Source organism: Rhizobium sp. WW_1 (assembly GCF_003610155.1).
GTDB classification, from domain to species: domain Bacteria; phylum Pseudomonadota; class Alphaproteobacteria; order Rhizobiales; family Rhizobiaceae; genus Rhizobium; species Rhizobium tropici_A.
The window spans coordinates 95,991-121,321 of record NZ_RAIN01000013.1; the positions used below are offsets into that span (position 1 = coordinate 95,991).

Annotated in this window: 20 protein-coding genes; 7 read left to right on the top strand and 13 right to left on the bottom strand. The window is 61.7% G+C overall.

All coding sequences use genetic code 11. From position 1 onward, the window contains the following. Positions 1-7 precede the first annotated feature (7 nt). Both BJ928_RS28755 and BJ928_RS28760 read left to right on the top strand, forming a co-directional pair. A complete protein-coding gene (locus BJ928_RS28755; RefSeq protein WP_047634430.1) occupies positions 8-967 on the top strand; it encodes a DUF1839 family protein in 960 nt (319 codons plus the stop codon). Between the two features lie 76 nt (positions 968-1,043). Beyond that, the gene (locus tag BJ928_RS28760; RefSeq protein ID WP_047634346.1) at positions 1,044-3,515 is read left to right on the top strand and encodes a glycoside hydrolase family 2 protein; all 2,472 of its coding nucleotides are present in this window, start codon (positions 1,044-1,046) and stop codon (positions 3,513-3,515) included. A gap of 21 nt (positions 3,516-3,536) precedes the next feature. Here the strand turns inward: BJ928_RS28760 and ugpC are convergent, their stop codons facing one another. The 6 genes from ugpC to BJ928_RS28790 form a co-directional block, all read right to left on the bottom strand. Further along, positions 3,537-4,616 carry a sn-glycerol-3-phosphate ABC transporter ATP-binding protein UgpC gene (gene ugpC / locus BJ928_RS28765; RefSeq protein ID WP_047634429.1) on the bottom strand — a complete coding sequence of 360 codons (1,080 nt, stop codon included), beginning with the start codon at positions 4,614-4,616 and terminating at the stop codon, positions 3,537-3,539. 41 nt (positions 4,617-4,657) lie between these two features. Continuing rightward, entirely contained in the window at positions 4,658-5,728 is a 1,071-nt protein-coding gene (locus BJ928_RS28770; RefSeq protein ID WP_047634345.1) for a Gfo/Idh/MocA family oxidoreductase, read from the bottom strand. A 7-nt stretch (positions 5,729-5,735) separates the two neighbouring features. Further along, complete coding sequence (locus BJ928_RS28775; RefSeq protein ID WP_047634344.1) at positions 5,736-6,761, bottom strand: Gfo/Idh/MocA family oxidoreductase; 1,026 nt, start codon at positions 6,759-6,761, stop codon at positions 5,736-5,738. 74 nt (positions 6,762-6,835) lie between these two features. Continuing rightward, entirely contained in the window at positions 6,836-7,684 is an 849-nt protein-coding gene (locus tag BJ928_RS28780; RefSeq protein ID WP_052227854.1) for a carbohydrate ABC transporter permease, read from the bottom strand. Between the two features lie 28 nt (positions 7,685-7,712). Next, a complete protein-coding gene (locus BJ928_RS28785; protein ID WP_245432596.1) occupies positions 7,713-8,624 on the bottom strand; it encodes a sugar ABC transporter permease in 912 nt (303 codons plus the stop codon). 61 nt (positions 8,625-8,685) lie between these two features. Continuing rightward, positions 8,686-9,972 carry an ABC transporter substrate-binding protein gene (locus BJ928_RS28790; protein WP_047634341.1) on the bottom strand — a complete coding sequence of 429 codons (1,287 nt, stop codon included), beginning with the start codon at positions 9,970-9,972 and terminating at the stop codon, positions 8,686-8,688. Between the two features lie 180 nt (positions 9,973-10,152). On the opposite strand from BJ928_RS28790, the gene BJ928_RS28795 reads away from it, so the two are divergent. From BJ928_RS28795 to BJ928_RS28805, 3 genes are all read left to right on the top strand, one after another. Beyond that, entirely contained in the window at positions 10,153-10,848 is a 696-nt protein-coding gene (locus BJ928_RS28795; RefSeq protein ID WP_047634340.1) for a TetR/AcrR family transcriptional regulator, read from the top strand. A 454-nt stretch (positions 10,849-11,302) separates the two neighbouring features. Further along, a complete protein-coding gene (locus BJ928_RS28800) occupies positions 11,303-12,724 on the top strand; it encodes a mandelate racemase (RefSeq protein WP_047634338.1) in 1,422 nt (473 codons plus the stop codon). Between the two features lie 254 nt (positions 12,725-12,978). Next, positions 12,979-14,241, top strand: a complete 1,263-nt coding sequence (locus BJ928_RS28805) for a Gfo/Idh/MocA family oxidoreductase (protein WP_047634428.1) — start codon at positions 12,979-12,981, stop codon at positions 14,239-14,241. Positions 14,242-14,292: 51 nt separating this feature from the next. Here the strand turns inward: BJ928_RS28805 and BJ928_RS28810 are convergent, their stop codons facing one another. The 4 genes from BJ928_RS28810 to BJ928_RS28825 form a co-directional block, all read right to left on the bottom strand. Continuing rightward, positions 14,293-14,880, bottom strand: coding sequence for a transglycosylase SLT domain-containing protein (locus BJ928_RS28810; RefSeq protein WP_047634337.1), 588 nt, complete (start codon positions 14,878-14,880; stop codon positions 14,293-14,295). Positions 14,881-15,097: 217 nt separating this feature from the next. Continuing rightward, complete coding sequence (locus BJ928_RS28815) at positions 15,098-16,123, bottom strand: hydroxyacid dehydrogenase (protein WP_183079467.1); 1,026 nt, start codon at positions 16,121-16,123, stop codon at positions 15,098-15,100. Then, on the bottom strand, positions 16,120-17,976 hold the full coding sequence (locus tag BJ928_RS28820; protein WP_047634336.1) for a DUF2264 domain-containing protein: 1,857 nt from the start codon (positions 17,974-17,976) through the stop codon (positions 16,120-16,122). Before BJ928_RS28820 ends, BJ928_RS28815 begins: the two co-directional genes overlap by 4 nt. A 39-nt stretch (positions 17,977-18,015) precedes the next feature. Further along, positions 18,016-19,038: a LacI family DNA-binding transcriptional regulator gene (locus BJ928_RS28825; RefSeq protein ID WP_047634335.1), complete on the bottom strand. Its 1,023-nt coding sequence runs from the start codon at positions 19,036-19,038 to the stop codon at positions 18,016-18,018. Positions 19,039-19,188: 150 nt separating this feature from the next. Between BJ928_RS28825 and BJ928_RS28830 the strand changes: the two genes are divergently transcribed. Then, positions 19,189-20,484 (top strand): extracellular solute-binding protein, encoded by a 1,296-nt coding sequence (locus tag BJ928_RS28830; RefSeq protein WP_047634334.1) that lies wholly within the window; start codon positions 19,189-19,191, stop codon positions 20,482-20,484. A 255-nt stretch (positions 20,485-20,739) separates the two neighbouring features. Here the strand turns inward: BJ928_RS28830 and BJ928_RS28835 are convergent, their stop codons facing one another. Genes BJ928_RS28835 through BJ928_RS28845 form a run of 3 tightly spaced genes read right to left on the bottom strand, consistent with a single transcriptional unit; the run spans position 20,740 to position 23,749 of the window. After that, positions 20,740-21,381 carry a ThuA domain-containing protein gene (locus BJ928_RS28835; RefSeq protein WP_015341580.1) on the bottom strand — a complete coding sequence of 214 codons (642 nt, stop codon included), beginning with the start codon at positions 21,379-21,381 and terminating at the stop codon, positions 20,740-20,742. Positions 21,382-21,405: 24 nt separating this feature from the next. Next, the gene (locus BJ928_RS28840) at positions 21,406-22,506 is read right to left on the bottom strand and encodes a Gfo/Idh/MocA family oxidoreductase (RefSeq protein ID WP_047634333.1); all 1,101 of its coding nucleotides are present in this window, start codon (positions 22,504-22,506) and stop codon (positions 21,406-21,408) included. A gap of 40 nt (positions 22,507-22,546) precedes the next feature. Next, positions 22,547-23,749 carry an ROK family transcriptional regulator gene (locus BJ928_RS28845; protein ID WP_047634332.1) on the bottom strand — a complete coding sequence of 401 codons (1,203 nt, stop codon included), beginning with the start codon at positions 23,747-23,749 and terminating at the stop codon, positions 22,547-22,549. 220 nt (positions 23,750-23,969) lie between these two features. On the opposite strand from BJ928_RS28845, the gene BJ928_RS28850 reads away from it, so the two are divergent. After that, positions 23,970-25,271 carry an extracellular solute-binding protein gene (locus BJ928_RS28850; RefSeq protein WP_047634330.1) on the top strand — a complete coding sequence of 434 codons (1,302 nt, stop codon included), beginning with the start codon at positions 23,970-23,972 and terminating at the stop codon, positions 25,269-25,271. The last annotated feature ends 60 nt before the right edge of the window (positions 25,272-25,331 follow it).

Sequence of the window (25,331 nt, forward strand, 5' to 3'; positions counted from 1 at the left end):
CGCTTCCATGGCTGCCGTCTTTCAGAGCCTTGACCCCTCCGCCTACAAGCCACATGCGCTGCATGATAGCGAGCGCATGTGGCCCGAGACGAATTGCTACATCGATCTCTGGATCGAGGTGCTTTCGAGCCTGAAGCTGCCGCCGGAAGCCATGCTCGGCTTCACGGTAGGTCAGGATTTCGAAGGCGACCAGTTCACTTTCTTCAAGGTGCCGCTGGAGGATCTGGAAGCGCTTTACGGAGTGCGCTGCACCGAGCTTGCGATCTACGACAAGGTTGAGAACCATGTCGCCGAGCAGATCGGCCGTGGCCGGCTCTGCCTAGTGGAGATGGACTCCTTCTTCATGCCGGACACGCAGGGCGTCGGCTATCGCCGCGAGCACGGCAAGACGACGGTGGCGATCAACCGGCTCGACATGCAAGGCCGCACGCTCGATTACTTCCACAATGGCGGCTTCTTCCAGCTGTCCGGCGAGGATTTCGACGGGCTGTTTCAGCTGCATTTGACGGATGAGGATCTGCCGTTCCTGCCTTACACGGAATTTGCGAAATTCCCGGATAGGGCGCCAGCTGAAGCCGCAATCCATCAGACGGCACGACAGCTCTTGTCTTTCCATTTCCGCCGCCGCCCGCAGGCCAATCCGATCCGCGCCTTTGCGGAGGTTTTCCCCGCGCAGGTGGAAGCGATCGCTGAACGGCCTTTCGGCTTCTTTCATAAATACGCTTTCAACACCCTGCGCCAGCTCGGCGCCAATTTCGAGCTTGCCGGCAGTCATTTCGACTGGCTCTCGGCCGATCTGTCCGAAGCGGCGGCTGAGGCACGGAAGATTTCCGAGGCGGCGAAGTCGGTGCAGTTCCAACTGGCCCGCGCCATCACGCGCAAGAAATTCGAGCCGCTGCGCACAGCCCTTGATCCTGCCGCAGATGCGTGGGATGCCATGATGGGCGAGCTCGAACGGAAGCTTTGATCGGCTTCCATTCGATCGTCATAAGGCTGGGTTATTTCTGAACATATTGGGGCGGGGGAAATCCCCGAAAAATGTCATGGGCGGGCGCTTGGCGGATCTCGGCGGTGCAATGCGGCTGAGCGAAGGATGGAATCTGGTACTGACGGATGCAGGCACCTGCATCTTGCCGTCAGATGTGCCGCTGACCTCTGGCTTCATTCCGGCACCCGTGCCAGGCACTGTGGCGGAAGCGCTGGAAAAGGCCGGGCGTTTCGACCGGACGAAACCTCAGCCTCTTAACGAACGCGATGCCTGGTATATATGCCGTCTGGTGGATGCCGAGGCCGGTGAGGCGGTTTTGCGGCTGGAAGGGCTGGCGACGCTTTGCGAAGTTTTCCTCAATGGCCAGCAAACCCTCGTTTCCGAAAGCATGTTCGAAGCGCACGACGTCGACGTCACGCTGCTTGGTGGCGACGAGCTGGCGCTTTGCTTCCGCGCGCTGGAGCCGAAGCTTTCCGAGCCCGGCCCGCGTGCCCGCTGGCGGCCGCAGATGATCACGCCGCAGGGCTTGCGGACGGTGCGCACGACGCTGCTCGGCCATATGCCCGGCTGGTGCCCGGAGGTTCACGCGGTCGGCCCGTGGCGGCCGATTTCGCTGTTGCGGCCGAGCGCGCCCGTCATTCGTGATCTCTCCTTGCGGTCGGATTTGCTCGAAAACGGCGAGGGCAGGCTCTATGCCTCGCTTGCGGCCGAGGGCGATATCAACGAGCTGGTGCTGAAATGCGGGGAGACTGAGCAGGCGTTTGAGAAGGATGGCGGCGGTCGCTACACGGCAATCCTGAAAATTCCCGATGTGGCGCCGTGGTGGCCGCATACGCATGGCACGCCGCAGCTCCATGATGTCTCGCTCATCGTCGATGGCGCCGAATACGCGCTTGGAAAGACCGGCTTTCGCCGGCTGTCGGTCGATCGCGGCGCTGATGGCGAGGATTTCGCTGTGATCGTCAATGGCGAGCGGATTTTCTGCCGGGGTGCCGTGTGGACGACGGCCGATATCGCGCGCCTGCCCGGCGGCCGCGAGGATTACGAATCCTGGCTGCGGCTGGCAGCCGAGGCCGGCATGAACATGATCCGCATCGGCGGCACCATGGCCTATGAGACGCCGGACTTCTTCCGCCTTTGCGACGAGCTCGGCCTGCTGGTCTGGCAAGATTTCATGTTCGCCAATTTCGACTATCCGAAGAATGACAAAGCCTTCAATGCCCATGTCGAAACGGAGGTTTCACAGCTTCTGAGCCGTACCCGCCTCTCGCCATCTCTGGCAATCCTTTGCGGCGGCAGCGAGATCCACCAGCAGGCGGCGATGATGGGCCTGCCCGAGCAGTTCTGGAAAAGCCCTGTTGTCGAGGAGATCATCCCGCCGCTGGTGCAATCGCTGCGACCGGATGTGCCCTATGTGGTCAATTCGCCCTCCGGCGGCCCGATGCCGTTTTCTTCGAATGTCGGCGTCACGCATTACTATGGTGTCGGCGCCTATATGCGGCCGCTTGCCGATGCCCGTCGTGCCGATGTCCGCTTTGCCGCCGAGAGCCTGGCTTTCGCGCATGTGCCGCAAGCCCGCACGCTTGGACAGCATCTGCTGGTTCCTGCAGTCCATAGCCCACTATGGAAAGAGCGCGTGCCGCGCGATCGCGGCGCATCCTGGGATTTTGAGGATGTGCGCGATCATTATCTTCAGGAACTCTATGGCTTCGAGCCCAACAAGCTGCGGCGGGAGGATGCGGATCTCTATCTCAACCTCTCGCGCGCCGTGACCGGCGAAGTGGCCGAGGAGACCTATGCCGAGTGGCGCCGCCATGGTTCCGGCTGTAACGGGGCGCTCGTTTGGACGCTGCAGGATCTCTTGCCCGGTCCGGGCTGGGGTGTGATCGATTCGACCGGAGAGCCGAAGCCGGTCTGGTATGCGCTGCGCCGTGCCTTCCGGCCGGTGCAGGTGCTGCTCACGGACGAAGGCACCAACGGTCTCGATCTGCATATCATCAACGAGAGCGATGCGGCGCTCGATCTCACGGTCCAGGTCTCCTGCCTGCGCGACGGCCGTCAGATCGTCGTCGGCGGTGGCCGCGATCTGGTGCTCGAGGCCCGAGGCAAGCAAAAGATAGCATGCACTGATCTTTTCGGCGCGTTCTTCGACACGACCTACGCCTTCCGTTTCGGCCCGCCGTCGCATGATGTCACCGTGGCGCGGCTGACGGTGCCGGCAACCGGTGCTGTCATCGCCGAAGCCTTCTATTTTCCGCTTGGACGCACAAAGGCGTTTCACGATGCCGAGATCACGGCATCGGCAGTGCTGGAGGGCGAGGATTGGTTCCTTGATCTCAGCACCGATCGGCTCGCGCAGTCGGTGCAGATCGATCTGGAAACCTATCGGGCGGAGGATGACTGGTTCCATCTGGCGCCGGGCAGCGGCCGGCGCGTTCGGCTGCATCGGCGCGATGGCGTTCCGGCCGATGTCATTCCGTCCGGCCAGATCCGCTCCATCGGCAGCCGGCGGATCGTCGAGGTTTGATCGATCCGCAGCATGCTTCGATTATAGCGTCACGCCGTCCGGGCCGAACAGATGGCAGCGCTCGGGATCGATATGGATGCCGACCGTTTCGCCGGCGCGGATGCTCTGCTGATCTTCCAGCGCGACCGTCAGTGCCTGGCCGCCATGCAGCGTGACATAGAGGATGGTCTGGCCGCCGAGGTGCTCGACGAGATCGACTCGGGCATCGCCGAGCCCGACACCACGGTCACGGACATTCAGATGTTCCGGGCGGGCGCCGAGGGTGACGGGTTGTCCTGGCTGCAGGCCGCCTAGCCGCCGCGGCAGGCGCACCGTCTGGCCGGCGAGATCGATGATGGCGGAACCGTCGTCGGAGGCGACGATCTTTGCATCGAGGAAGTTCATCTTTGGCGAGCCGATGAAGCCGGCGACGAACTTGTTCTTCGGTTTGTTGTAGAGGTCGAGGGGAGCGCCGACCTGCTCGATCTTGCCGCCATTGAGCACGACGATCTTGTCGGCCATGGTCATGGCTTCGGTCTGGTCGTGGGTGACGTAGATCATGGTGTTGCCGAGACGCTGGTGCAGACGGGCGATCTCGACGCGCATCTGCACGCGCAATTCGGCGTCGAGGTTCGAAAGCGGCTCGTCGAACAGAAAGATGTTGGGCTCGCGCACGATGGCGCGGCCGATGGCGACGCGCTGGCGCTGGCCGCCGGACAGCTGCTTCGGCTTGCGCTGGAGAAGCTGGGTGATCTGCAAGATTTCGGCCGCCTTTTCGACGCGCGGCTGGATCTCGTTCTTCTTCATGCCGGCGGTTTCGAGGCCGAAGGCGAGGTTCTTGTAGACGGTCATGTGCGGGTAAAGCGCATAGGACTGGAAGACCATGGCGATGCCGCGCTTGGACGCGGGGACATCGTTCATGCGGCTGCCGTCGAGATAAAGGCCGCCGCCGGAAATCGGCTCGAGACCGGCGATCATGCGCAGCAGCGTGGACTTGCCGCAGCCGGAGGGGCCGACGAAGACAGTGAATTCCCCCGGCTCGATTTCCAGGTCGATCCCGTGAACCACCTGAAGCTCGCCATAGCGTTTGATAACCTTCTGCAGCGATACGCTTGTCGCCATGGGCGCCTCCTCCTTGTTTCTGATGGCTCGCGGGGCAATGTTCATGCCGGCCTCCAGCTCTTGTATTTCTTGGCTTCCGGCCCGACGGGGAAGCGGACTTCGGTGCGGGTTTCCGACGATTCATAAAATGCCGTGACCAGTTCCAGCGCCTGGCGGGCATCGGCCGTCGTCACCGGAAGCGGTCCGCCCGACACAAGCGCTTCATGGAACAGCCTCATCTGCGTGTTGAAACGGTTCGGGATCGGCGACCAGTTGGCGAGCAGCGCATCGATCTTGGAGGCAATCTCGTCATTGGCGGGAACGATCTTCCAGGGGTCCTGGCCGGGGCTGTAGGGCTCATGGTTGCTTTCGATCAGGACGTTTTCGAAGGCAAGGCGCAGGCGGCTGATCTGCTCCTGGGACCCGAGCGTGGCGCTGATGGTGGCGAGCGCGCCGTTTTCCATCAGCAGGCTGGCACTGGCGCAATCCTCCACCTCGATATCGTTGACCCGGGTGGCGACGCGGCCGAAGAGGCCTGCGATCGGCCCCATCAGATAGGTGAGCATGTCGTGCAGGTGAATGGAGTGCGTCATAAGCACGCCGCCGAGTTCGGTCTCCCACTTACCACGCCAGGGAACCGCGTAATAATCGGCGCCGCGCACCCAATGCGTCTCCGACGTTGCGACATAGGGCTTGCCGGCAAGGCCTGAAGCGATGATGCGCTTGGCTTTCTGGATGCCGTCGCCATAACGGTACTGGAAGATCGGCATCAGCCGGCCCTTGGCGGTCCTTTCGGCGGCGATGACGGCATCGACATCGGCGAGCGATCCCACGAGCGGCTTCTCGCAGACGACATGCTTGCCGGCTGATAGCGCCTGCATGATGAGCTGGAAATGCGAGCCGGGCGGCGTGCAGATATCGATGATGTCGATATCGGGCATGGCGAGGACTTCGGAGAAATCCTTGACGCGCTTGGCAATACCAAATTCGTCACCGACCGCGTTTAGGCGTTCCTCGTTCAGATCGCAAAGAACGGCCACCTCGAAGCGATTGGCATGCGGCAGATAGCCTTCGACGATATGGGAGCGGCCGATGCCGAGGCCGATGATCGCGACTTTCTTGATGTCGGACATATCGAAATTACCTCTGAATGTTCTTGAGCGATGTCGCTTCGGCCAGCGCCTGCGCCTTCAGCGCCAGCTCCATCGCCTTGAAGCAATGTTCCTGACCCATCGCCGTTTCCGTACGGTCCCTTATGTCGGCGGCAAGCTGACGGCCGTAGGGCAGGTCGAAACCGGTGCAATCGATATGCTGCATGCCCTTGCGATCGGTGAGGAGGAGGTGATCGGTGCCGGGGCGACCGGCGACGTCGATATATTTGCGCAGCTCGATCGTGCCTTCGGTGCCGACGATAAAGAGGCGGCCGTCGCCCCAGGTGGAGAGACCGTCCGGGGTGAACCAGTCGACGCGGACGTAGCCCGTGACGTCAGGCGTGCGCAGGTGGAAATCGCCATAGTCCTGCAGGCCGGGCGTATCGGGATTGGCGCGGTTCGACACAGTCGCCGACAGCACTTCGGCTTCGAGGGAATCGGCGAAAAACAGGAACTGCTCGCATTGATGCGAGGCGATGTCGGTGATGATGCCGCCGTAGCGCTTGCGATCGAAGAACCAGTCCGGCCGGGTCGGCTTGCGCAGCCGGTGCGGGCCGAGGCCTGTCGTATGAATGACCTTGCCGATGGCGCCTGCCTTCACCAGCTCGCCGGCCTTGACCGTCGATGCCGTCTCGAAATGCTCGGAATAGAGGATGGAGACGATACGCTTGGTTTCGGCCTGCACCTTTTTGACATCCGCGAGCTGATCCAGCGTCACCATGCCGGGCTTGTCGAGCATGACGTCCTTGCCGTGGCGCATGGCTTCAATGGCAAGGCCTGATCGCTCGCTGGAAATGGCGGCACTGACGATCAGCGCGATCGAACTGTCCTCCAGGATTTCTTTTCTGTCGGCGACACGTTTCGCTTGCGGGAAACGTCCGGCAAAGATGGCGGCGAGATCGTCTTCCACCGCATGGAAGGCGACGAGTTCGGCGCCGGCCCGTAGCATGACGTTGACCTGGCCGTAGATGTGATCGTGATTGAGGCCGATGGCGGCAAAGCGCAGCGCGCTCATGCGACATTTCCTTTCAATGGGTTTCTTTGGTTACGGTCCCAAATCTTGGGGTATTCGGGACCGCGGGTTCGTAGTCAGCGCTTGAGGCCGGCGGTCGCGATGCCGTCGATCAGCAGCCTCTGGAAGAAAAGGAAGATCAGGAAGACCGGGATCAGCGACAGGCTCGACATGGCGAACAGGCTGCTCCAGTCGGAACTTCCGGTGGAGTCGACGAAGGAACGCAGGCCGAGCTGCACCGTGTAGGTATTGATGTCGGAGAGGTAGATCAGCGGCCCGAAGAAATCGTCCCAGGTCCAGATGAAGGAGAAGATGGCGGCCGTCGCCATGACCGGCAGCGACAGCGGCAGCATGATGCGCCAGTAGATACGCCATGGGCTGCAGCCGTCCATCATCGCGGCCTCGTCCAGCTCGCGCGGGATGCCGCGGAAGAACTGCACCATCAGGAAGATGAAGAAGGCGTCGACCGCGAGGAATTTCGGCACGACGAGCGGCAGCATCGTCTTCACCCAGCCGAGCTTCAGGAAGAGGATATATTGCGGGATCAGCGTGACGTGATAGGGCAGCATCAGCGTGCCGAGCATCAGCGCGAACCAGAAATTCTTGCCCCAGAAGTTCAACCTTGCGAAGGCGTAAGCGGCCAGCGAGCAGGAGACGACGTTGCCGATGACCGAAAGAACGGCGATGACGGCCGAATTCCAGACAAAGGTGCCGAAGGTGACCTGGCCGCCGAACCAGCCGCGGGCATAGGAGCTGAAATCGAATTGCGACGGGATCAGCGATGCCGTGCCGAAGATCTCGTTCTGATCCTTGATCGAGCCAGAGAGCATCCACAGCAGCGGATAGAGCATCACGATCGACGCGGCGATCAGGGCGATGTGGATGAGGACGGAGAGGAACCACGGGCGCTCGCGCGGCGGCTTCATGTCCTCGGCAAAATGGGTGAGCTTCGCGTCAGTCATCGTAATGGACCCAATAACGAGCGGAGAGGAAGGAGAAGGCGGTGAAGATGGCGATGATAACAACCAGAACCCAGGCGAGGGCTGCGGCGTAGCCCATGCGGAAATAGCCGAAGGCTTCCTGGTAGAGATAGAGCGTGTAGAACAGCGTCGAATCGATCGGGCCGCCGGTGCCGGATGAAATCACATAGGCTGGCGTGAAGGCCTTGAAGGCATCGATCGTCTGGACCACGGCGTTGAAGAAAATGACGGGCGTCAAAAGCGGCAGGGTGATCTTGAAGAAGATCCGCACTTTCGAGGCTCCATCGAGGCTGGCGGCCTCATAGAGATCGGTCGGGATCTGGCGCAGGCCGGCGAGGAAAATGATCATCGGAGAGCCGAACTGCCATATGGCGAGGATCACCAGCGTGTAGAGCGAATAATCCGGATTGGAGATCCAGCTTGGCCCGTTAATGCCGAAGGCATACCAGAGCAGGGTGTTGACGATGCCGTCGGCATCGAAGATCTGCCGCCACAGCACCGCGATGGCAACGCTGGAGCCGAGCAGCGACGGCAGGTAGAAGATGGCGCGATAGACCGGCAGGCCCTTGATGCCGCGATTGAGCAGCAGCGCCACCAGCAGCGCGAAGGCTAGCTTCAGCGGCACGGAACAGACGACGTAGAACAGCGTCACCTTCATCGACGACAAGAATTTATCGTCGGCCGTTGCAATCCGCACGTAATTGTCGATACCGACAAGGTTCGGCGACTGGAGCAGATTGTAGTCGGTGAAGGAGAGATAGAGCGAGGCGATCGCCGGCCCGAGGGTCAGGCCGAAAAAGCCGATAAACCATGGCAGAAGGAAGAGGTAGCCGGGCGCGTTGCGCGCGAAAGCGCTCGGCGCCTTATAGGTGGTTTCCACGCGCAACGGCGCGGGCGCACCGACGGCCAAGCCGCCGGCAACGCTCTTGCTGTTTGTACCCACGGTATCAGCCTCGCGTAATGTTTGCTGCTGCCTGTTCGGTGAACTTCGTGCCAGCGTCCTGCGCGCTGGTCTTACCGAAGGCCACTTCCTGGGCGATCTTCGTCAATAGGAGCGCGTTTTCGCCGGCGCCGTTCGGTGGAGACGGCGGCAGCGCTCCGACATGCGGCGTCAACCGGCCGATATAATCGACCACCTGCTTGCTCGTTGCGTCGAGATCCGGGGTCAGGAGGTCGCGTATCTTTGGCGACGGCGGAATGCCGCGCTCGACGCCGAGCGTCTTGGCGCCTTCCGAATCCTCCACCAGATAGTTGACGAAGGCGACGGCGGCATCCTTGTTCGCAGATGTTGCCGAGACCGACATCAACATGGAGGGCTTCAGATACTGCCCGGGTTTGCTGTCCGCACCGGCGACCGGAAAGGAGACGATGGCGAGCTTTTCCTTGCTCAGGCCCTGGATGGCCACGAACTGGTTGGAATGGGCGAAGCTCATCGCCGCCTTCTTGGTGACAAGCATGTCGGTTTCAAGCGTCTGCTGGTCGAGCGCCTGGACGTCGGCCGGAACGCAGGCGCCGCTCTTGCGCATATTTCCCCACAAGTTGAACCACTCGGTCGCGTCCTTGGCCTCGAAGGCGAGCTTGCCGTCCGTCGTATAAAGCGCCTTGCCGCGCTGGCGCAGCCAGCATTCCAGCGCCGGTTCGTTGCCGCTGGCATCCCCTGTGCCGTAGAAACCGCGCCGCTTCTTGGCTGATGTCACCTTGGCGCAGGCATCGCCGATCTGCTCCCATGTCATGGCGTCATGCGGCGGCTCGACACCGGCTTCGGTCCATGCGGCCGAGTTGACGACGACCATGAAGGAATTCACGCCGAGGCTGACGCCGTAGATCTTGTTGTCGACCTTGCCGGAATCGATGTTGGCCTGGCCGAAATCCTCGATCTTGAGGCTCTTGCCGAGATAGGGCGTCATATCGAGCAGCGCGCCGCGGCGGGCATATTCGAAGATGTAGCGATAATCCATCTGGATGAGGTCGGGGGCGTTGCCGCCGCCCGTCTGCGTGGCGAGGCGAGTCCAGTAGCTGTCCCAGCCGAAGGATTCACCGGCGATGGTGATATCCGGGTTCTTGGCCTGATAGGCCTTCACGGCTGCAAATGTGCGGTCGCTGCGCTCCTTCGATCCCCACCAGAGAAGGCGCATTGCGGTTGCCGCATTGGCGCGTGATAGTCCAATACTGCTGAAAGCCAGCGTAGCTGCCATGCCGGCAAGCATCTGCCGGCGGTCGATCGTCAACGTCATCCTGGTCTCCTCCCCAGCGAACCGATGATTTACGAACTGCTTGCATGATATAACTATTTGGTTACAAGTTGGATAGAAACGCGACCGCTGTCAAGCGCCAATCGTGTGACAATCAAAACGGGGCATGCGGGAGCCGATGGCATCCGTCGCTGAAAGCACCGGTCAGGAAGGAGATCGTCCATGGCGGGTAGGGCGAGGCAACAGACTGAAAATACAGCGGAAGCGAGTGCGGACAAGAGCGCCAAGCCGCGCTCGAAGAAGGTGTCGCGCAATCCGCAGCGCACCCAGGAGACGATCCTGGACGCGGCGACCGAGGAATTCGCCGCGCACGGCTTCGGCGGCGCGCGGGTGGATGCGATCGCGGCGCGGGCGCAGACCAACAAGCGCATGCTCTATCACTATTTCGGCGATAAGGAGGGGCTTTATCTCGCCGTGCTGGAGGCGACCTACGCGACGATCCGAAATGCCGAAAAGCAGCTTGATCTGGCGCGTCGCCATCCGGAGGAGGGGATGCGGGAGCTTGCCTTGTTCACGTGGCGGCATTTCCTGGCGCATCCCGAGTTTCTGAGCCTGCTTGCCACCGAAAACCTGCATCATGCGCATTATCTGCAGCGATCGGAAAAAGTCTCGGTCATGCATTCGCATCTGATCGACGAGCTTGCGGATGTGCTGCGTCGCGGCGAGGCGCTCGGCATTTTCCGGCCGGCCGTTGACCCGATCTCCGTCTATCTGACAATTGCGGCCCTCGGCTATTTCTATCTGTCGAACCGTCACACGCTGTCGACGATCTTTGCCCGCAAGCTGACGACCCCGGATGCGCTTAATGCCTGGGGCGAGCACATCGTTGCCGTCACTCTCGCTTCGATCCGGGTATAGATGCCGGAAATACCGGACTTCCGGCACTTTCGAGAAATTTCCAAAAGGCGATTGACAAGGTCGGAGGTTACGCGCGATCTTGTAACTATATGGTTACATTGCTTGGCCGGCCAAGCATTTGCTTTTCCTGATTCTGGAGGGAATCAGGGCATGGAGGATGATGATGAATCCTGTCGTATCGGCACCGTCCGTCGTTTGCCATAAGGCGGAACGATTGGCCGACGGTACAACGGCTTCTGCAATGGCCTAAATAGCCCCTCACCCCAGCCCTCTCCCCGTTGAAACGGGAGAGGGGGCGCCACAGCAAGCCAACTCGCTATCTCTATCGTGAGTTGGACATAGGCTGAAAAACTCCCTCTCCCCGCAGGCGGGGAGAGGGCTGGGGTGAGGGGCCATGCGGATTTACCCCTATGCAAACAGACTTGCCTGACAATCACGGGAGCCGACCAGCATCATGAACGATCCATTGAACATCAGGCTTGTCGAGGCCGACGCATTCGAGCGCCCGGTCAAGCTGCGGCTTCCCTTTCGCTTCGGGGCGGCGACCTTGCGGGAGGCACGGCAGATTTTTCTGCGTGTGCGTATCGAGGATGCGCAGGGACGCGCGGCGCAGGGGATGGCGGCCGAGTTGATGGTGCCGAAATGGTTCGACAAATCGCCTGAACTTTCCAATGCCGACAATGAAAACCAGCTGCGTCGCTCCCTGGCCTTGGCGCTCGATGCGCTGAAGAATGCCGGATCGGGAACGGCCTTCGGCCTGCATGCGGCTGTCGAGGCCTCGCATCACGCCCGCGCGGCGGCAGAGAAGCTGAACGGGCTGGTCGCCTCCTTCGGTCTTGCGCTTGCCAATCGGGCCATCCTCGATGCGCTCTGCCGGTTGGAAGGATTGACGATCGCGCAGGCGGTCAAGGCCAATCGTCCCGGCATCGATGCCTCCACGGCGCGCGATCTCGCAGGCTTCGATCTCTCCGGCTTCCTATCGACGCTGGAACCATCGGCGAGCCTTGCCGCCCGCCATACTGTCGGCCTGGTCGATGCCATCGTCGCTGGCGACATTCCGGCTGGCGAGCGGCTGAACGACGGGTTGCCGGAAAGCTTCGAGGAGGCGATCGACGCCTATGGCCTGACTTTCTTCAAGGTGAAGGTTTCGGGCGTTGCGGACGCCGATATCGACCGCCTTTGCCGCGTCGCTGCCGTCATCGACGCCAAAGTGCCCTCTTATTCGGTGACACTCGACGGCAACGAGCAATTCTCATCCGCAGAGGCTGTGGCCGATCTGCTGGCCCGTGTGAAAGAGGAGCCCAGATTAGCGCGATTTGCGGCATCGATCCTGTTCGTCGAGCAGCCTATCGCCCGCGCCCATGCCTTCGAGAAGCCGGTCAAGGTGCTTGCCGCCTTCAAGCCGGTGGAGATCGACGAATCCGACGCCGATATCGATGCTTTTGTGACCGCCAGAGGGCTCGGCTATAGCGGCATCTCCTCGAAATCCTGCAAAGGGTTCTATCGCTCGCTATTGAACCGGGCGCGTGTTGCCCAATGGAGCGCCGAGGACGGCATTGCCTATTTCATGTCGGCGGAAGATCTGACGACGCAAGGGGGCCTTGCCGTGCAGCAGGATCTGGCGCTCGCCTCCCTGATCGGCATGACGCATATCGAGCGCAACGGCCATCACTATGTCGACGGCATGGCCGGTGCGCCGGAGGCGGAGCAGGCGGCCTTCGTTGAGGCTCATTCCGATCTCTACCGCATCAGCAATGGCCGCACGCGGTTGCGCATCGAGGCGGGACAGCTTGCCATCGGCTCCGTTGTCAATTCCGTTGGACTTGGTTCGTCCGCGGAACCGGATTGGGCGGCGATGGAGAGGTCACGGATGTAGGATTTTGGTCGAGGTCGTGAGGGTTTTGATCCCTCTCGAGCATGGCCCCTCACCCTAGCCCTCTACCCGCTCGCGGGGAGAGGGGACGACGGAGGAAGACGGTCGAATTCTCAGCTCGGATCGCGGCTTTGGTTTGGTAGGGAAAGCTCCCTCTCCCCGCAAACGGGGAGAGGGTTGGGGTGAGGGGCACACCACGGAGATCAATTCAGGCCGCAAGGCCTCGTCATCGCTGTTTGCAGATTCTGGAGGAGCAGATGCAGTCATCGAAGAAACGTTACGTTCTGGTCGGAACGGGAAACCGCGGCGCGACCATGTGGGGCAAGGATCTTGTGGAGCGCTGGAGCAACGAGGTCGAACTCGTGGCAGTCTGCGACCTCAATGCCATGCGCGCGAAGCGGGCGTTGGAGTATATCGGTGCATCCGTGCCCGTTTATACCGACTTCGACGAGTTGTTGCGGGTGGAGAAGCCGGATCTCGTCATCGTCTGTACCCGCGATTCCACCCATGACGATCTGATCGTCAAGGCGATGGAAGCCGGCGCCGATGTCATCAGCGAAAAGCCGATGACGACGACCGTCGACAAGATCAAGCGTATCCTCGATGCCGAGGCGCGCACGGGCAAGCGGCTGGATATTTCCTTCAATTACCGTTTCGCGCCGACCTCCGCGAAGATCAAGGAGCTGATCAATTCCGGCGTCATTGGCGACGTCACCTCCGTCGACTTCCATTGGTATCTCGACACCAGCCATGGCGCTGACTATTTCCGCCGCTGGCACGCTTTCGTCGAAAATTCCGGCAGCCTCTTCGTTCACAAGGCGACGCATCACTTCGACCTTCTAAACTGGTATCTGGATTCCGATCCGGAGAAGGTTTCAGCCTTTGCCGATCTCAAGCATTACGGCCGCAAGGGTCCGTTTCGCGGCGAGCGCTGTCGCAGCTGTCGCTACAAGGGCGAGTGCGACTACTATCTCGACATCAGCGCAACGCCATTGCTCGAAAGCCTCTATGAGGACCCGTCAATCGTCGATGGCTATGTGCGCGACGCCTGCGTCTTCCGCGAGGGTATCGACATCCCCGATACGATGGTTGCTTCCATCCGCTATCGCAATGGCGTCAATGTCTCCTATTCCCTGAATACTTATATGCCGATCGAAGGGCATCATCTTGCCTTCAACGGCCATAAGGGGCGCATCGAGTTGCGCCAATACGAGAAGCAGCATTGGACGACGCCGCCGGCCGATGAGATCGTCGTGATGAAGAATTTCGGCGATGTCGAGCGCATCTGGGTGCCGCACTCATCGGGCGGGCACTATGGCGGCGACGACCGGCTGCGCAACATGCTCCTGCGCTCCGGCCCGAACGATGAGCTCAAGCAGCGCGCCGGCTCGCGGGCAGGGGCGATGTCTGTCCTCTGCGGTATTGCCGCATTGCAAAGCAGCCGCACAGGCCAGCAGGTATCGGTTGCCGATATCTGGGGCGAGGACGACGGCTTGAATCTGCTGGAGCCGCGGCCCTGAAGCCTCGGCTCCTTAATCTTCGCGAATCTTCATCCTGACCGGTTGTCGAGATCAATTGCAGCCGGGCAGCTGCTGCGCATAGATTCTCGTCATGCCGTTGAAGCGTCTGGCGCCGGCGAGAGCGGTCGCATTGCCGCGCCATGACCCCTGCAGATAGCCCTTGGGGCCGGAGTAATAGGCGAGATAGAGGCTGTAGGAGTCGTTCAGCGGAATGCCGGTCTGCTGGTGCGTCTGGTAGTGATACCAGCCGACGAAGTCGATGGCGTCGGAGAAGTTGGTGCGGCTTGCCGTCCAGTTGCCGGTCTCGCGCTTGTACTTGTCCCATGTGCCGTCCAGCGCCTGCGAGTAGCCATAGGCCGTCGTCGGCCGCTTCCAGGGAATGAAGCCGAGCAGATAGCGGCGCGGCGGACGGGCGCGCGGCCGGAAGCCGGATTCGGTATAGATCGTCGCCATCAGGATCGGCACCGGCACGCCGTATTTGCGCTCCGTGCGCTCGGCTGCCCGCTGCCAGTTGTTGAACCAGCCATCGCGCTGGTCGAAGATCGCGCAGATGTTGCGGGTGCGCGATGGTGCGGTGGCACAGCCTGCCAGCACGCCGAGCAACATCACGGCCAGAATGGAAAGGACGCGGGTACGCATTACTAGAACCTCTTCATTGCTGCGCCGCGCGTCTTTCAGGCGCGCAAAGGACGCAGCAACAACTTTGTTGGCGCATGATCCTTTTCAAAAATTCGAGGTCGAACTTTTGAGATCATGCGCTAGGAAGAGTGCTAGCGCGGAATGATTAAAAACGGGTTGTCTGCCTGTGCCGAAATGGGGCGATTTCAGGGTGTTTTCATGAATTTGCTGCGCCGCATCATGCCATGCGCGCCATGTCCTCTCGGCGCACCTCGTAGAGCAGCGGCCTGCCTTCGATGAAGCGGATGGTTTCGTCGACCGCCATTTCCCCAAGCCGCGCCCGTTCCAGGCCGACAGCGCCGGCAATATGCGGCGTCAGGAAAACATTGGGCAGCTCGTAGAAAGCCGATGCCGCTTCTGGAATTTCGGGGTCGGTGACGTCGATGATTGCGTCGATGTGGCCGGTCTTCAGCACACGGATCAGGGCGGCTTCGTCGACCAGGGCGCCGCGTGCCGTGTTGATGAAGGTTGCTCCATCTTTCATCATCGACAGGCGGCGCGCGTCGATCATATGCCGGGTGGCGGGCAGGGAAGGCGCGTGCAGCGAGACGATATCGGCCGATGCCATCAGCGCGTCCAGTTCGGCTTTTTCGACGCCGAGGCGCGCCGCTTCGGCCGCATCGACCATCGGGTCATAGAGCAGAATGCGGTAGTCGAAGGGAGCAAGCAGTTCGATCACTCGCCGGCCGATGCGCGAGGCGCCGATGATGCCGATGGTGCGGCCGTAGTTGCCGATGGCGTCGGCCTGCATCGGTACCGTCCGTTGGCGGTTGCGGTCGGCAACGTAGAAATCGCGGAATCGAAAGACTTTCTTGCCGGCAAAGATGATGGCGGCAAGCGTGAATTCGGCAACCGGCAGCGCATTGGCCTGTGCCGCATGGCTGACCAATATACCGCGATCGAACAGGCTGTCGCCGAGCAGCCCCTTCACCGTACCGGCGGCATGGACCACCAGCTTCAGGTGCGGCGTCTGTGCGAGCGCGGCGGCGTCGATCGCCGGCGAACCCCAGCCGGTGATCAGGATTTCGGTTTCTGCCAGCAGCTTCGCCGCACGCTCGTCGTCGAAGCGTTGCATAGGCGTGGCGTCAAGTAAGCGCCCGACGGTGCCGAGACGCTGAATAAGCGTCTCGGGCAGAACATGCTGTGTGCGCGATGGCTGCATGGCAAGGGCAATGGCCGGGTGGCCGGATAGAAATTGCATCATGGCAGGCGACCGGGTGCCTGGATGGCGCTGACTGTGATCCCCTTGTCGGCCATGAGGCCGCGAAGGGCATCAATATCGGGCTTGGCGGGCGGCTTGGTCCAGGCATGATCGACGGCGGACGGGTCCTTCTCCGCAAGTACTGCGGAGACGAGAATGGTCTCGCCCGCCGGGATCGTGCCTCGCAATTGCGGCACCAAGGTCTTTGCGACGATGAGGTTGGTGTTGGGTGGCGCCTTCTGGGCGAGGCCCTCCCTAGAGATCGTCGAGCCAAGGTCGAGAATGCCGCTGAAATCCTCCTCGCCGATCGCGTAGGCGGCGCCCGTCTCGGATGAAAGCGTGTCGGCCTCGAGATCGCGCCTTGCGATGGCAAAGCCGCCTTCGGCTGTCTGCAGCGGACGCGGCGTATTGATCTTGTGCAGGCGGACATGCCAGGGCGCGGCCGGCAGCAGCCATGTCTCCACCGTCACATCCGGATAGGGCGACCATTTTGCGTAGAGCGTATCGCCAGCGAGCTTGGCTTCCTCATTGGTTTCGCGCACGCGGTAGTGCAGGCCGTCGTCACTGAAGGCGAGCATGCTGTCGAAGGCGCCGCCGGCAAAGATGCGCTCGTCGCTTTCGACGCTGAAGCCATAGCGGGCGGAGTAGGCGAATTTGGAATACTTCTCCGCGCCGAAGCGCATCTGCTGGTTTTCCTGGCCGCAGGAGAGCGCCACGACATCGGCCTTGCTTGACATCAGGACCATGCCCGGATGTTTTTGCGGGATGATAGCCGGCTCATTTTCCGACGGCTTTTCTTCCGCCATCCAGAATGGGTGCGTTTCCGGCAGCGCCAGCGGCAGGAAGGCCTTGAAGGCCCAATAGGGCGAGCCGGCGGAATTGTAATTCTCCGACATCAGCAGGTTGGGATAGGCAAAGCCGATCGGCAAGGTGCCGTCGCGATGGGCGATCGGCTTGTCGGCCCACCAGCGCAAGTGCCTGAGGCAGAGGCCCTTGATCTCACCCCATGGCAGCGCCTCGACATCGGCGAAAGCGAGCGCCGACCAGAAGCCGGCGCAGGCGAAGCGATAGGTGAGGCTCCGGCCGAAGGGGATCGTGGCGCCATCAGGCGCAAACCAGTGGCGGAAATCCTCGGCGAAGAGGATTGCGCGCTCTCGGTAACGCTCGGCGCGATCATCTTTGACGAGCTTGGAATAGATCAACCCGTAAAAATGCATGGCGAAGGGAATGTAGTGATCGATGCGCCGGACATTGCCGTCGCGATACCAGCCATCGGCGATGTAGAAGCCATCCAGTTCGTTCAGGTAGCTTTCCGTGAGGCTACGGTCAAAGGAGACGCCGAGGCGGTCTAGCGCGATATCGACGAGGATGCGGAAGAACTTCCAGTTGTTGTCGGCATAGTCGAAGCTGCGCGCATGCTTGAGGTAAGTGACGAGGTTGTCGCGCGCGAGCTGATCGAGCGGCTCCCAAACCTTTTCAGGCACGAGGGCAAGGGTAAAGCCGAGGGCTGCAAGTTCGACCATGCGCTGATCGCGGCCGTGGAGCGTGCCCCAATATTCCGGGTGTTTCGGATCGACGCCGTTGGCGAGGCCTTCGGCGAAGCGGTCCCAATGGCGGAAGTCGCCGCCACCGGCGCCGAGCGGTGCCAAGCCCCAGAGCGGACGGGCAAAGCCTTCGAGATCGGCGGCGGTGCGGTCGAAATGGGCTCCTGCGCCGTCGATGCGGACGCGGGCATTGCCTTGCGAAAAATAGGGTAGCAGCGGATCGAAAAGATCGGTCAGCGCGCGGCGCATGTCGGTTAGATTCTTCAACGGATTGCCGGCAAGCGGATTGGCGCTGGCTGGGTCGTAGATCATCGGCGTGGCTCTCTCGATTGTTTCCGCTTTGGGGAAGGCTCAGCTTTCGGGTGGAACGGTGCCTCCGGCGATCGGTTGAACGCCATGGCAGATTTGGCGGGCCTGCGCGTCACGGTCGCGGAAGCGCGCGACCATCAGGCCGATGGCCTCCCGCCCGAGCGCTGCGCGGTCGACGCGCATGGTTGCCAGCCGGGGGTTGGTCATCAGTGCGCAGGGAAGATCATCGAAGCCGACAATGGCGAAATCCTCCGGCACGCGCAGGCCGGCTTCGATCGCGGCGTCGAGCGCACCGACGGCAATGAAGTCGTTCATGCAGAAGGCGGCCGTATAGCCCTCGCCCGCGGCGAGGATCTCGGCGGTCTTGTCATGGGCCTCATGGCTGGAACTGCCGCGAAAATTCATCGGCACGATCCGGCCCTCGGCGCCTTCCACCGAAGCGACTGCCGCCTCGAAGCCACGGATGCGCTCGCGGATCGTCTGGCGGTGCGAGCCAGTCAGATGCAGAATGCGGCGGTGGCCGGCATCGATCAGACGGCGCGTCGCATTATAGGCGCCGAAGAAATTCGAGGGCGAAACGCCATCGAAGCGCAGCTTCGGGTCGGTGCCGTTGACGAGCACGGTTGGCGTGCCGCTTGCCTCGAGCCAGCGGCACAGCTCTTCAGAGGGGTCGATACCGACGAGAAACAGGCCTTCGGCGCCGGCGGTCTGCAGATATTCCTTTACCAGGTCCGGCTCCGTCCTCGCTTCCCGGACAAGGCGGATGTCGAAGCGCATGCCGCGCTCGGCAGCCCCAGCGCGCAGACCTTCCAGAATGCCTTCGTAGAAAATGCTCAGGCCGCCCGTGACGCTGTCGCTGGCAATCAATGCGAGGCCGCCGGTTTCGGCTTCCGTTGTTGTCTTCAACGGATAGCCGAGATCGCTCGCCACCTTGAAGATGTGCTGGCGGATCGTCTCGCTGATGCCGGGTTCGTTGGTGAGTACACGCGACACGGTGGAAACGGAGACGCCGGCTGCGGCAGCAATGTCGGCCTGTCGGATGCGTTTGGAGCGGATATCGTTCATATCGCAAACGGTATGCAAAATTATGCAAATTTGCAATAGAAAGATTTTTTATTGCGCAATGCTGTGAAGTTGCATATCGTCGCGCCACTTGTCCGCTGAAGGCGTCGGGGAGATCGTCGCGGACGACAACGCAAGAGAAGGAGGAATCTCATGCGCATGAACCGCCGTTCTTTCATGATCGGAACAGCCGGAGCCGCCGCGGGTCTCGCATTCGGGGGAGGGGCAATGCCCGCCTTCGCCGATGCCACGCAATTGCGGGCGATGTGGTGGGGCTCGCCGGACCGAGGCAAGCGCACCGTCGCGGTTGCAGAGTTGTTTCACAGCAAGAATCCGGATCTGTCCGTCATTGGCGAAAGCATCAGCGGCGACGGTTATTGGACCAAGCTTGCAACGGGTATGGCCAGCCAGAACATCGCCGATGTCTTCCAGCTCGAGCCGAGCACGATCTCCGACTATTCCAAGCGCGGCGCCTGCATGCCGCTCGACCAGTTTGTGCCTTCGACGCTGAATATCGACAATTTCGGCAAGGACGTGCTGAAGCTGACCACGGTCGATAACAAGCTTTACGGCGTCGGCCTCGGGCTGAACTCCTTCGCGATGTTCTATGACGAGGACATGTTCAAGAAGACTGGCCTGACGCCGCCCGGCCCGACGACGACATGGGCGGAATATGCCGATCTCGCCGTGGAAATGACCAAGGCCGCCGGCAAGCGCGGCTATTGGGGCGGACCTTACGGAGCGCGCTATAACTATGTGCTCGACGTCTGGCTGCGCCAGCGCGGCAAGAGCCTCTTCACCGAGGAGGGCGGGCTCGGCTTCGGTGTCGATGACGCCAAGGAATGGTACAGCTACTGGGAAGAGCTGCGCAAACGCGGCGGCACCGTTTCCGCCGATGTCCAGACGCTCGACCAGAACGTCATCGAGAGCAACTGCCTCGCGCTCGGAAAATCGGCGATCGGCATGGCCTATTCCAACCAGCTCGTCGGCTACCAACTCGTGGTCAAGAGCAAGCTCGCCGTCACCATGCTGCCGCGCGAGAAGAAAGATGGCCCCTCCGGCCATTATTATCGCCCGGCCCTGATCTGGAGCGTCGGCGCCACCAGCAAGAACGGCGAAGCAGCGGCGAAGTTCATCAACTTCTTCGTCAACGATGTCGATGCCGGCAAGATTCTCGGCGTCGAGCGCGGTGTGCCGATGTCACCCGCCGTGCGGGCTGCCATCCTGCCGACGCTCAATCCGGTCGAGCAGCAGACGGTGCAATATATCGAGCTGTTGAAGGATCAGGTCGGCACCTACCCCGTGCCGGCACCGCTCGGTTCGGGAGAGTTCGACCAGAACGTCGCCCGCCCCGTCGCCGACCAGCTCGCCTTCGGCAAGATCACGGTCGCAGAGGCGGCGAAGCGGCTGGTGGAAGAAGGCGCGACGAAGCTGAAGCGGAAGAGCTGATTGGGGCGCGTCGGAGGCTCTTGATGGGCGTCCGGCACCCCCCTCTGTCACTTCGTGACATCTCCCCCACAAGGGGGGAGATTGTTGGGAGTTCGTTGCGCCTCCCAACTATGCAATGCGCTTCAGTCTCTACTGATGCAATGTTGGTTTGAGGCAGGTGGTCAATCTCCCCCCTTGTGGGGGAGATGTCCCGAAAGGGACAGAGGGGGTATCGCATCCTCCTCGAATTCCTTATCAACGCCTTCTCCCCAATCTTCACCGCGCCGCCCAATTGGCGCCGCGGCGGAAGATGGTCTTCATCTGCGGCACGTCGAATTCCTTGGCCTGGTGGCCGAGCGAGGAGTAGAAGACGCGGCCCTTGCCGTATTTGCGCTTCCAGGCGACTGGCATGACGACACCGTCGATCCAGTAGGCATGATCGCCGGTGAAGGTCGTGGTTGCCAGCACCTCGTTCGACGGGTCGACATGCATGTAATATTGCTCCGACGTGTAGGGGAAATCGGTGATCCCCTCCATGATCGGATCGTCCGGCCGTGTGATATTGACCGTGTAGTCGATGATGTTGCCGGGATGGGCGACCCATTGGCCGCCAATGATGAACTGGTACTCGACGCTTTCGCGGAACGAGTCGCCCGCGCCGCCATGATAGCCGGCAATGCCGACGCCGCTTTCGATCGCGGCGGCAAGGTTCTTCACCTCCTCCTTCTCGATCTTCGACATGGTGACGATCGGCACGATCAGGCTGAGATCGTGGATCGATGGGTCGGCGAAGGCCTCGGTGCTGTTTTCGAGGTAGACCTTGAAGCCATCCTCTTCCAGCATGTCGCGGATAATATGGGCGCATTCCTGCGGTTCGTGGCCGCTCCAGCCGCCCCAGACGATAAGTGCTTCACGCATGATGATCCTCCTGAAATTGTACTGTTAGCGGCCGATCTGCCCATCCACGAGGGATTCGGACAGAGGGGCCGGACGCTCCGTTTGCGTCGTGATGGTGACCGTGCGCCCGCTGTCGGAAGCCGTCTGGAAGGCTTCCATGACCTCGAGCACGTGCAGCGCCAGGCTGCCATTGGCGCGGTGCGGGCGGTTCGAGCGGATGGCATGCGCCATGTCCGCGACGCCAAGCGAGCGGTAGTTGCCATCGGCGTAGGGCGCGGCGATCTCGCGCTCGGCGAATTCGCCGCCCTTCTTGAGGAATTCCACCGGGCCACCGAAGCGGTTCGGATCGGGCACGATCAGCGTGCCCTCAGTGCCGTAGACTTCGAGCGGCACATGCTTGTGGCCGGCGACATCGAAGCTCATGCCGATCTGGACGACCGCGCCATTCGCAAAAGCCATGACGCCGGCGACATGCGTCGGCACATGCACGGGGATGTGTTCGCCGTTGCGCGGCTCGCTGGTGATGATGCGCTCCTTGCGCGGCGTAACGGTAAAGCCGGCGACCTGGGAGACGGGGCCGAGCAGGTTGACGAGGTCGGTGATGTAATAGGGACCCATATCGAGCATCGGGCCACCGCCGACTTCGTAATAGAAAGCCGGATTCGGATGCCAGCGCTCATGGCCGGGGCACATGAATGTGGCGGTGCCGCCGACCGGGGTGCCGATCGCGCCTTCATCGATGATGGCGCGGGCCGTCTGGTGGCCGCCGCCGAGGAAGGTGTCCGGGGCTGCGCCGATCCGCAGGCCCTTGGCGGCCGCTGCATCCGCAAGCTTCTTGCCTTCGGCGAAATTGATGCCGAGCGGCTTTTCCGAATAGGTGTGCTTGCCGGCATCAAGCGCCTGTAGCCCGACAGCGACATGTGCCTTCGGAATGGTCAGGTTGACGATGATTTCGATCGTGGGATCGGCCAGCAGCGTGGCGATATCGACGGCCTTCAGGCCGAATTCGGCGGCTTTCGCCTCGGCGAGCTCGCGATTGAGGTCGGCGACGCCTTTGATGTCGAGAATGGGAAAGGATTTCATGGCGGTGAGATAGGCGCCGGAAATGTTCCCGCAGCCGATTATGCCGATACCGACCTTATTCATAAGCTTCCTCCAAATGTATTGTCTTTGTTGCTCTGCGGGATCACAGGGCCGGTGCCGGCCCCGTCGTCCCCCAAGGCGATTCGTAGAGTTCGCGCAGCGCCACGACCGCGGCGCCCTGCGCCCAGGTCTCGTCGGTCGACTGGTCGAACACCAGCTCCGTCACGCCTTTGATCGACGGCGGAATGGCCAGCGAATAGGCCTCCCGCAGGCTGTCGAGGAAGGGCTGGCCAAGCGCCAGGCTCGATCCCACCAGAATGACGCGGGGCGGGGCAAACAGCGTGACGATATTGGCGAGCGCCATGCCGCAGGCCTCGCCGGCGCGGGTGGCCGCGCCGATCAATGAGATATCCTCGGCATCGATCAGCGTCTTGGCATGGGTCATTCCGCGGCCGAGGCGGATGGCTTCGGCAAAGCGGCCGCTGGGCTGGTCGCCAAGAATGGCGCTTTCGCCGGCAAGGCTTGCCAGGCGGATGATGCCCTGCGGCCCCATGCCGAGCACGAGATCGCCGAGATTGTGGCTGAGGCCGCCGGCGCCGCGAAAAAGCTGGCCGCCATGCAGCACGCCGAGCCCCAGCGTCTGTTCCAGCGATACCAGCACCATGTCGTCGAGGTCTCTTGCCTTGCCGAACCAGTGATGGGCGAGCGTGATCGCGTGCGCATCGCTTTCGACGATGGTGGTCACGCCCAGTCGCTCGGACATTTCCTTGGCGAAGTCGACGCCGCTTTCGCGAAAGATCGGGCTGGTGCGGACATGGCCGGTGCGATGCTCGACGACGCCGGGCAGACCGAGGCAGACGGAATCGATCTCGTCCAGCGCCAGATTGGCATCGACGACACAGCGGCGCACACCATCTTCGATCAGATCGGCGATGACGCCGATCGGCTGGCGGTCGACGCGCAGCGCCAGCGTCAGCGTCGAAAGAACCTCGCCGCAGAAGTCGGTGACGACGAAGACCATGCGGTTGGCGGCGATTTTCGCGCCGACGACGCGCACGGCATCGGGATTAAGCTCCAGCATGACGCGCGGCCTGCCGCGGCTGGCGGACTCGCGCAGATCGCCTTCGGTGCGGGCGAGAATCAGCCCGTCGTCCAGCAAGGATGCCGTGATCGCCGACACCGTGGTGGTCGAAAGCTGGGTGCGGTCGCTGATTTCGATACGTGCGATGGAGCCGGCCCGCCGGATCGTATCCAGCACATTGAAGCGGTTTATCGCCCGCATAAGCTCGGGATCTGCTGTTTTCATGAGATTCGTGCCGAATGACGGACCCGCTCGGCTGCGGCCTGGTATTTTTAACGGAATGCGAATTAAATAACCTATGGTCGTTGCCCAATGTCAAGCCGTTTTGCTGCCAATCTGCCGAAAATTTAGCGGTGGCGGTTGACATTTCACCAAAGCTCCGTTGAATTATTCCGCATAAGGGAAAAAATATTGAGGCTCTTGGTTCCCTTGGGAGGAGAAAATCATGATCCATCTACGTGGGGCCAAGGCCCTTCGCATTGCCGCTATTGCCGCGACGAGCGGGCTGGCGATTCTGGCCGCCGTCACGAGCGCTGCCGCCGAGACCACCGTGAAGTGGCTGCATCTTGAGGCCAATCCGGCTTACGTCGCCATCTGGCGCAAGATCGCCGACGAATATCAGGCCAAGCATCCCGGCACGAAGATCGAGATGCAGTTCTTGGCCAACGAGGCCTTCAAGGCCAAGCTGCCGACGCTTCTGCAATCGAAGGATGCTCCGGACCTGTTCTATAGCTGGGGCGGTGGTGTGCTGAAGCAGCAGCAGCAGACCGGCACGCTGCTCGACCTGACCTCGGCGATGGATGCGAAGGACGGCGCCTGGAAGAAGAGCTACAATCAGGCTGCGATCAAGGGCCTGACCTTCGATGGCAAGATCAGTGCCGTACCCTATCAGATGGGCACCGTTTCCTTCTTCTATAACAAGGCCCTCTTCGCCAAGGCCGGCGTCGACGCCGACACGATCAAGACCTGGGACGACTATCTGGCCGCGGTGAAGAAGATCAAGGCCGCCGGCATCGTGCCGATCGCGGGCGGCGGCGGTGAGAAATGGCCGATCCACTTCTACTGGAGCTATCTCGTCATGCGCGACGGCGGCCAGCAGGTGTTCAACGATGCCAAGAACGGCAAGGGCAACGGCTTTAACGATCCGGCCATCATCAAGGCCGGCGAACAGCTTGCCGAACTCGGCAAGCTCGATCCCTTCCAGCCGGGCTATCTCGGGGCCACCTGGCCACAGACGCTTGGCGTCTTCGGTGACGGCAAGGCGGCGATGATCCTCAGCTTCGAGACGACGGTCGCCACCCAGCGCGTCAATTCCGGTGACGGCAAGGGCCTGGCGGACGACAATATCGGCCGCTTCGCCTTCCCGGCTGTGACTGGCGGTGCGGGCGCACCAACCGATACGCTCGGCGGCCTGAATGGCTGGGCCGTTACCAAGAAGGCTCCGCCTGAGACCCTCGACTTCCTCGCCTATCTGACGAATGCCGAGAATGAGCGCACCATCGCACAGGCCGGTTTGATCATTCCTGTCGCTGTCGGTGCGGAAGACGGCATCAAGTCACCGCTGATGCGCGGAGCAGCCGATCAGCTGGCGCATTCGACCTGGCACCAGAACTTCTTCGATCAGGATCTCGGTCCTTCCGTCGGCCGTGTCGTCAACGACATTTCCGTCGGCATCGTCTCCGGCCAGATCACTCCCAAGGATGGCGCACAGCAGGTCCAGGACGCCTTCGAACAGGACCAGCTCTAGCGGCATCCGGCGCCGGCCACTCCCTTGTGCCGGCGCCGGTTTTTCTTTGAACTGCAATTG

Excerpts from the sequence above, each read along its gene's own strand:
- BJ928_RS28755 (WP_047634430.1), top strand. The coding sequence starts at position 8 with ATGGCTGCCGTCTTTCAGAGCCTTGACCCCTCCGCCTACAAGCCACAT.
- BJ928_RS28760 (WP_047634346.1), top strand. The coding sequence starts at position 1,044 with ATGGGCGGGCGCTTGGCGGATCTCGGCGGTGCAATGCGGCTGAGCGAA.
- ugpC (WP_047634429.1), bottom strand. The coding sequence starts at position 4,616 with ATGGCGACAAGCGTATCGCTGCAGAAGGTTATCAAACGCTATGGCGAG.
- BJ928_RS28770 (WP_047634345.1), bottom strand. The coding sequence starts at position 5,728 with ATGTCCGACATCAAGAAAGTCGCGATCATCGGCCTCGGCATCGGCCGC.
- BJ928_RS28775 (WP_047634344.1), bottom strand. The coding sequence starts at position 6,761 with ATGAGCGCGCTGCGCTTTGCCGCCATCGGCCTCAATCACGATCACATC.
- BJ928_RS28780 (WP_052227854.1), bottom strand. The coding sequence starts at position 7,684 with ATGAAGCCGCCGCGCGAGCGCCCGTGGTTCCTCTCCGTCCTCATCCAC.
- BJ928_RS28790 (WP_047634341.1), bottom strand. The coding sequence starts at position 9,972 with ATGACGTTGACGATCGACCGCCGGCAGATGCTTGCCGGCATGGCAGCT.
- BJ928_RS28795 (WP_047634340.1), top strand. The coding sequence starts at position 10,153 with ATGGCGGGTAGGGCGAGGCAACAGACTGAAAATACAGCGGAAGCGAGT.
- BJ928_RS28800 (WP_047634338.1), top strand. The coding sequence starts at position 11,303 with ATGAACGATCCATTGAACATCAGGCTTGTCGAGGCCGACGCATTCGAG.
- BJ928_RS28805 (WP_047634428.1), top strand. The coding sequence starts at position 12,979 with ATGCAGTCATCGAAGAAACGTTACGTTCTGGTCGGAACGGGAAACCGC.
- BJ928_RS28810 (WP_047634337.1), bottom strand. The coding sequence starts at position 14,880 with ATGCGTACCCGCGTCCTTTCCATTCTGGCCGTGATGTTGCTCGGCGTG.
- BJ928_RS28815 (WP_183079467.1), bottom strand. The coding sequence starts at position 16,123 with ATGATGCAATTTCTATCCGGCCACCCGGCCATTGCCCTTGCCATGCAG.
- BJ928_RS28820 (WP_047634336.1), bottom strand. The coding sequence starts at position 17,976 with ATGATCTACGACCCAGCCAGCGCCAATCCGCTTGCCGGCAATCCGTTG.
- BJ928_RS28825 (WP_047634335.1), bottom strand. The coding sequence starts at position 19,038 with ATGAACGATATCCGCTCCAAACGCATCCGACAGGCCGACATTGCTGCC.
- BJ928_RS28830 (WP_047634334.1), top strand. The coding sequence starts at position 19,189 with ATGCGCATGAACCGCCGTTCTTTCATGATCGGAACAGCCGGAGCCGCC.
- BJ928_RS28835 (WP_015341580.1), bottom strand. The coding sequence starts at position 21,381 with ATGCGTGAAGCACTTATCGTCTGGGGCGGCTGGAGCGGCCACGAACCG.
- BJ928_RS28840 (WP_047634333.1), bottom strand. The coding sequence starts at position 22,506 with ATGAATAAGGTCGGTATCGGCATAATCGGCTGCGGGAACATTTCCGGC.
- BJ928_RS28845 (WP_047634332.1), bottom strand. The coding sequence starts at position 23,749 with ATGAAAACAGCAGATCCCGAGCTTATGCGGGCGATAAACCGCTTCAAT.
- BJ928_RS28850 (WP_047634330.1), top strand. The coding sequence starts at position 23,970 with ATGATCCATCTACGTGGGGCCAAGGCCCTTCGCATTGCCGCTATTGCC.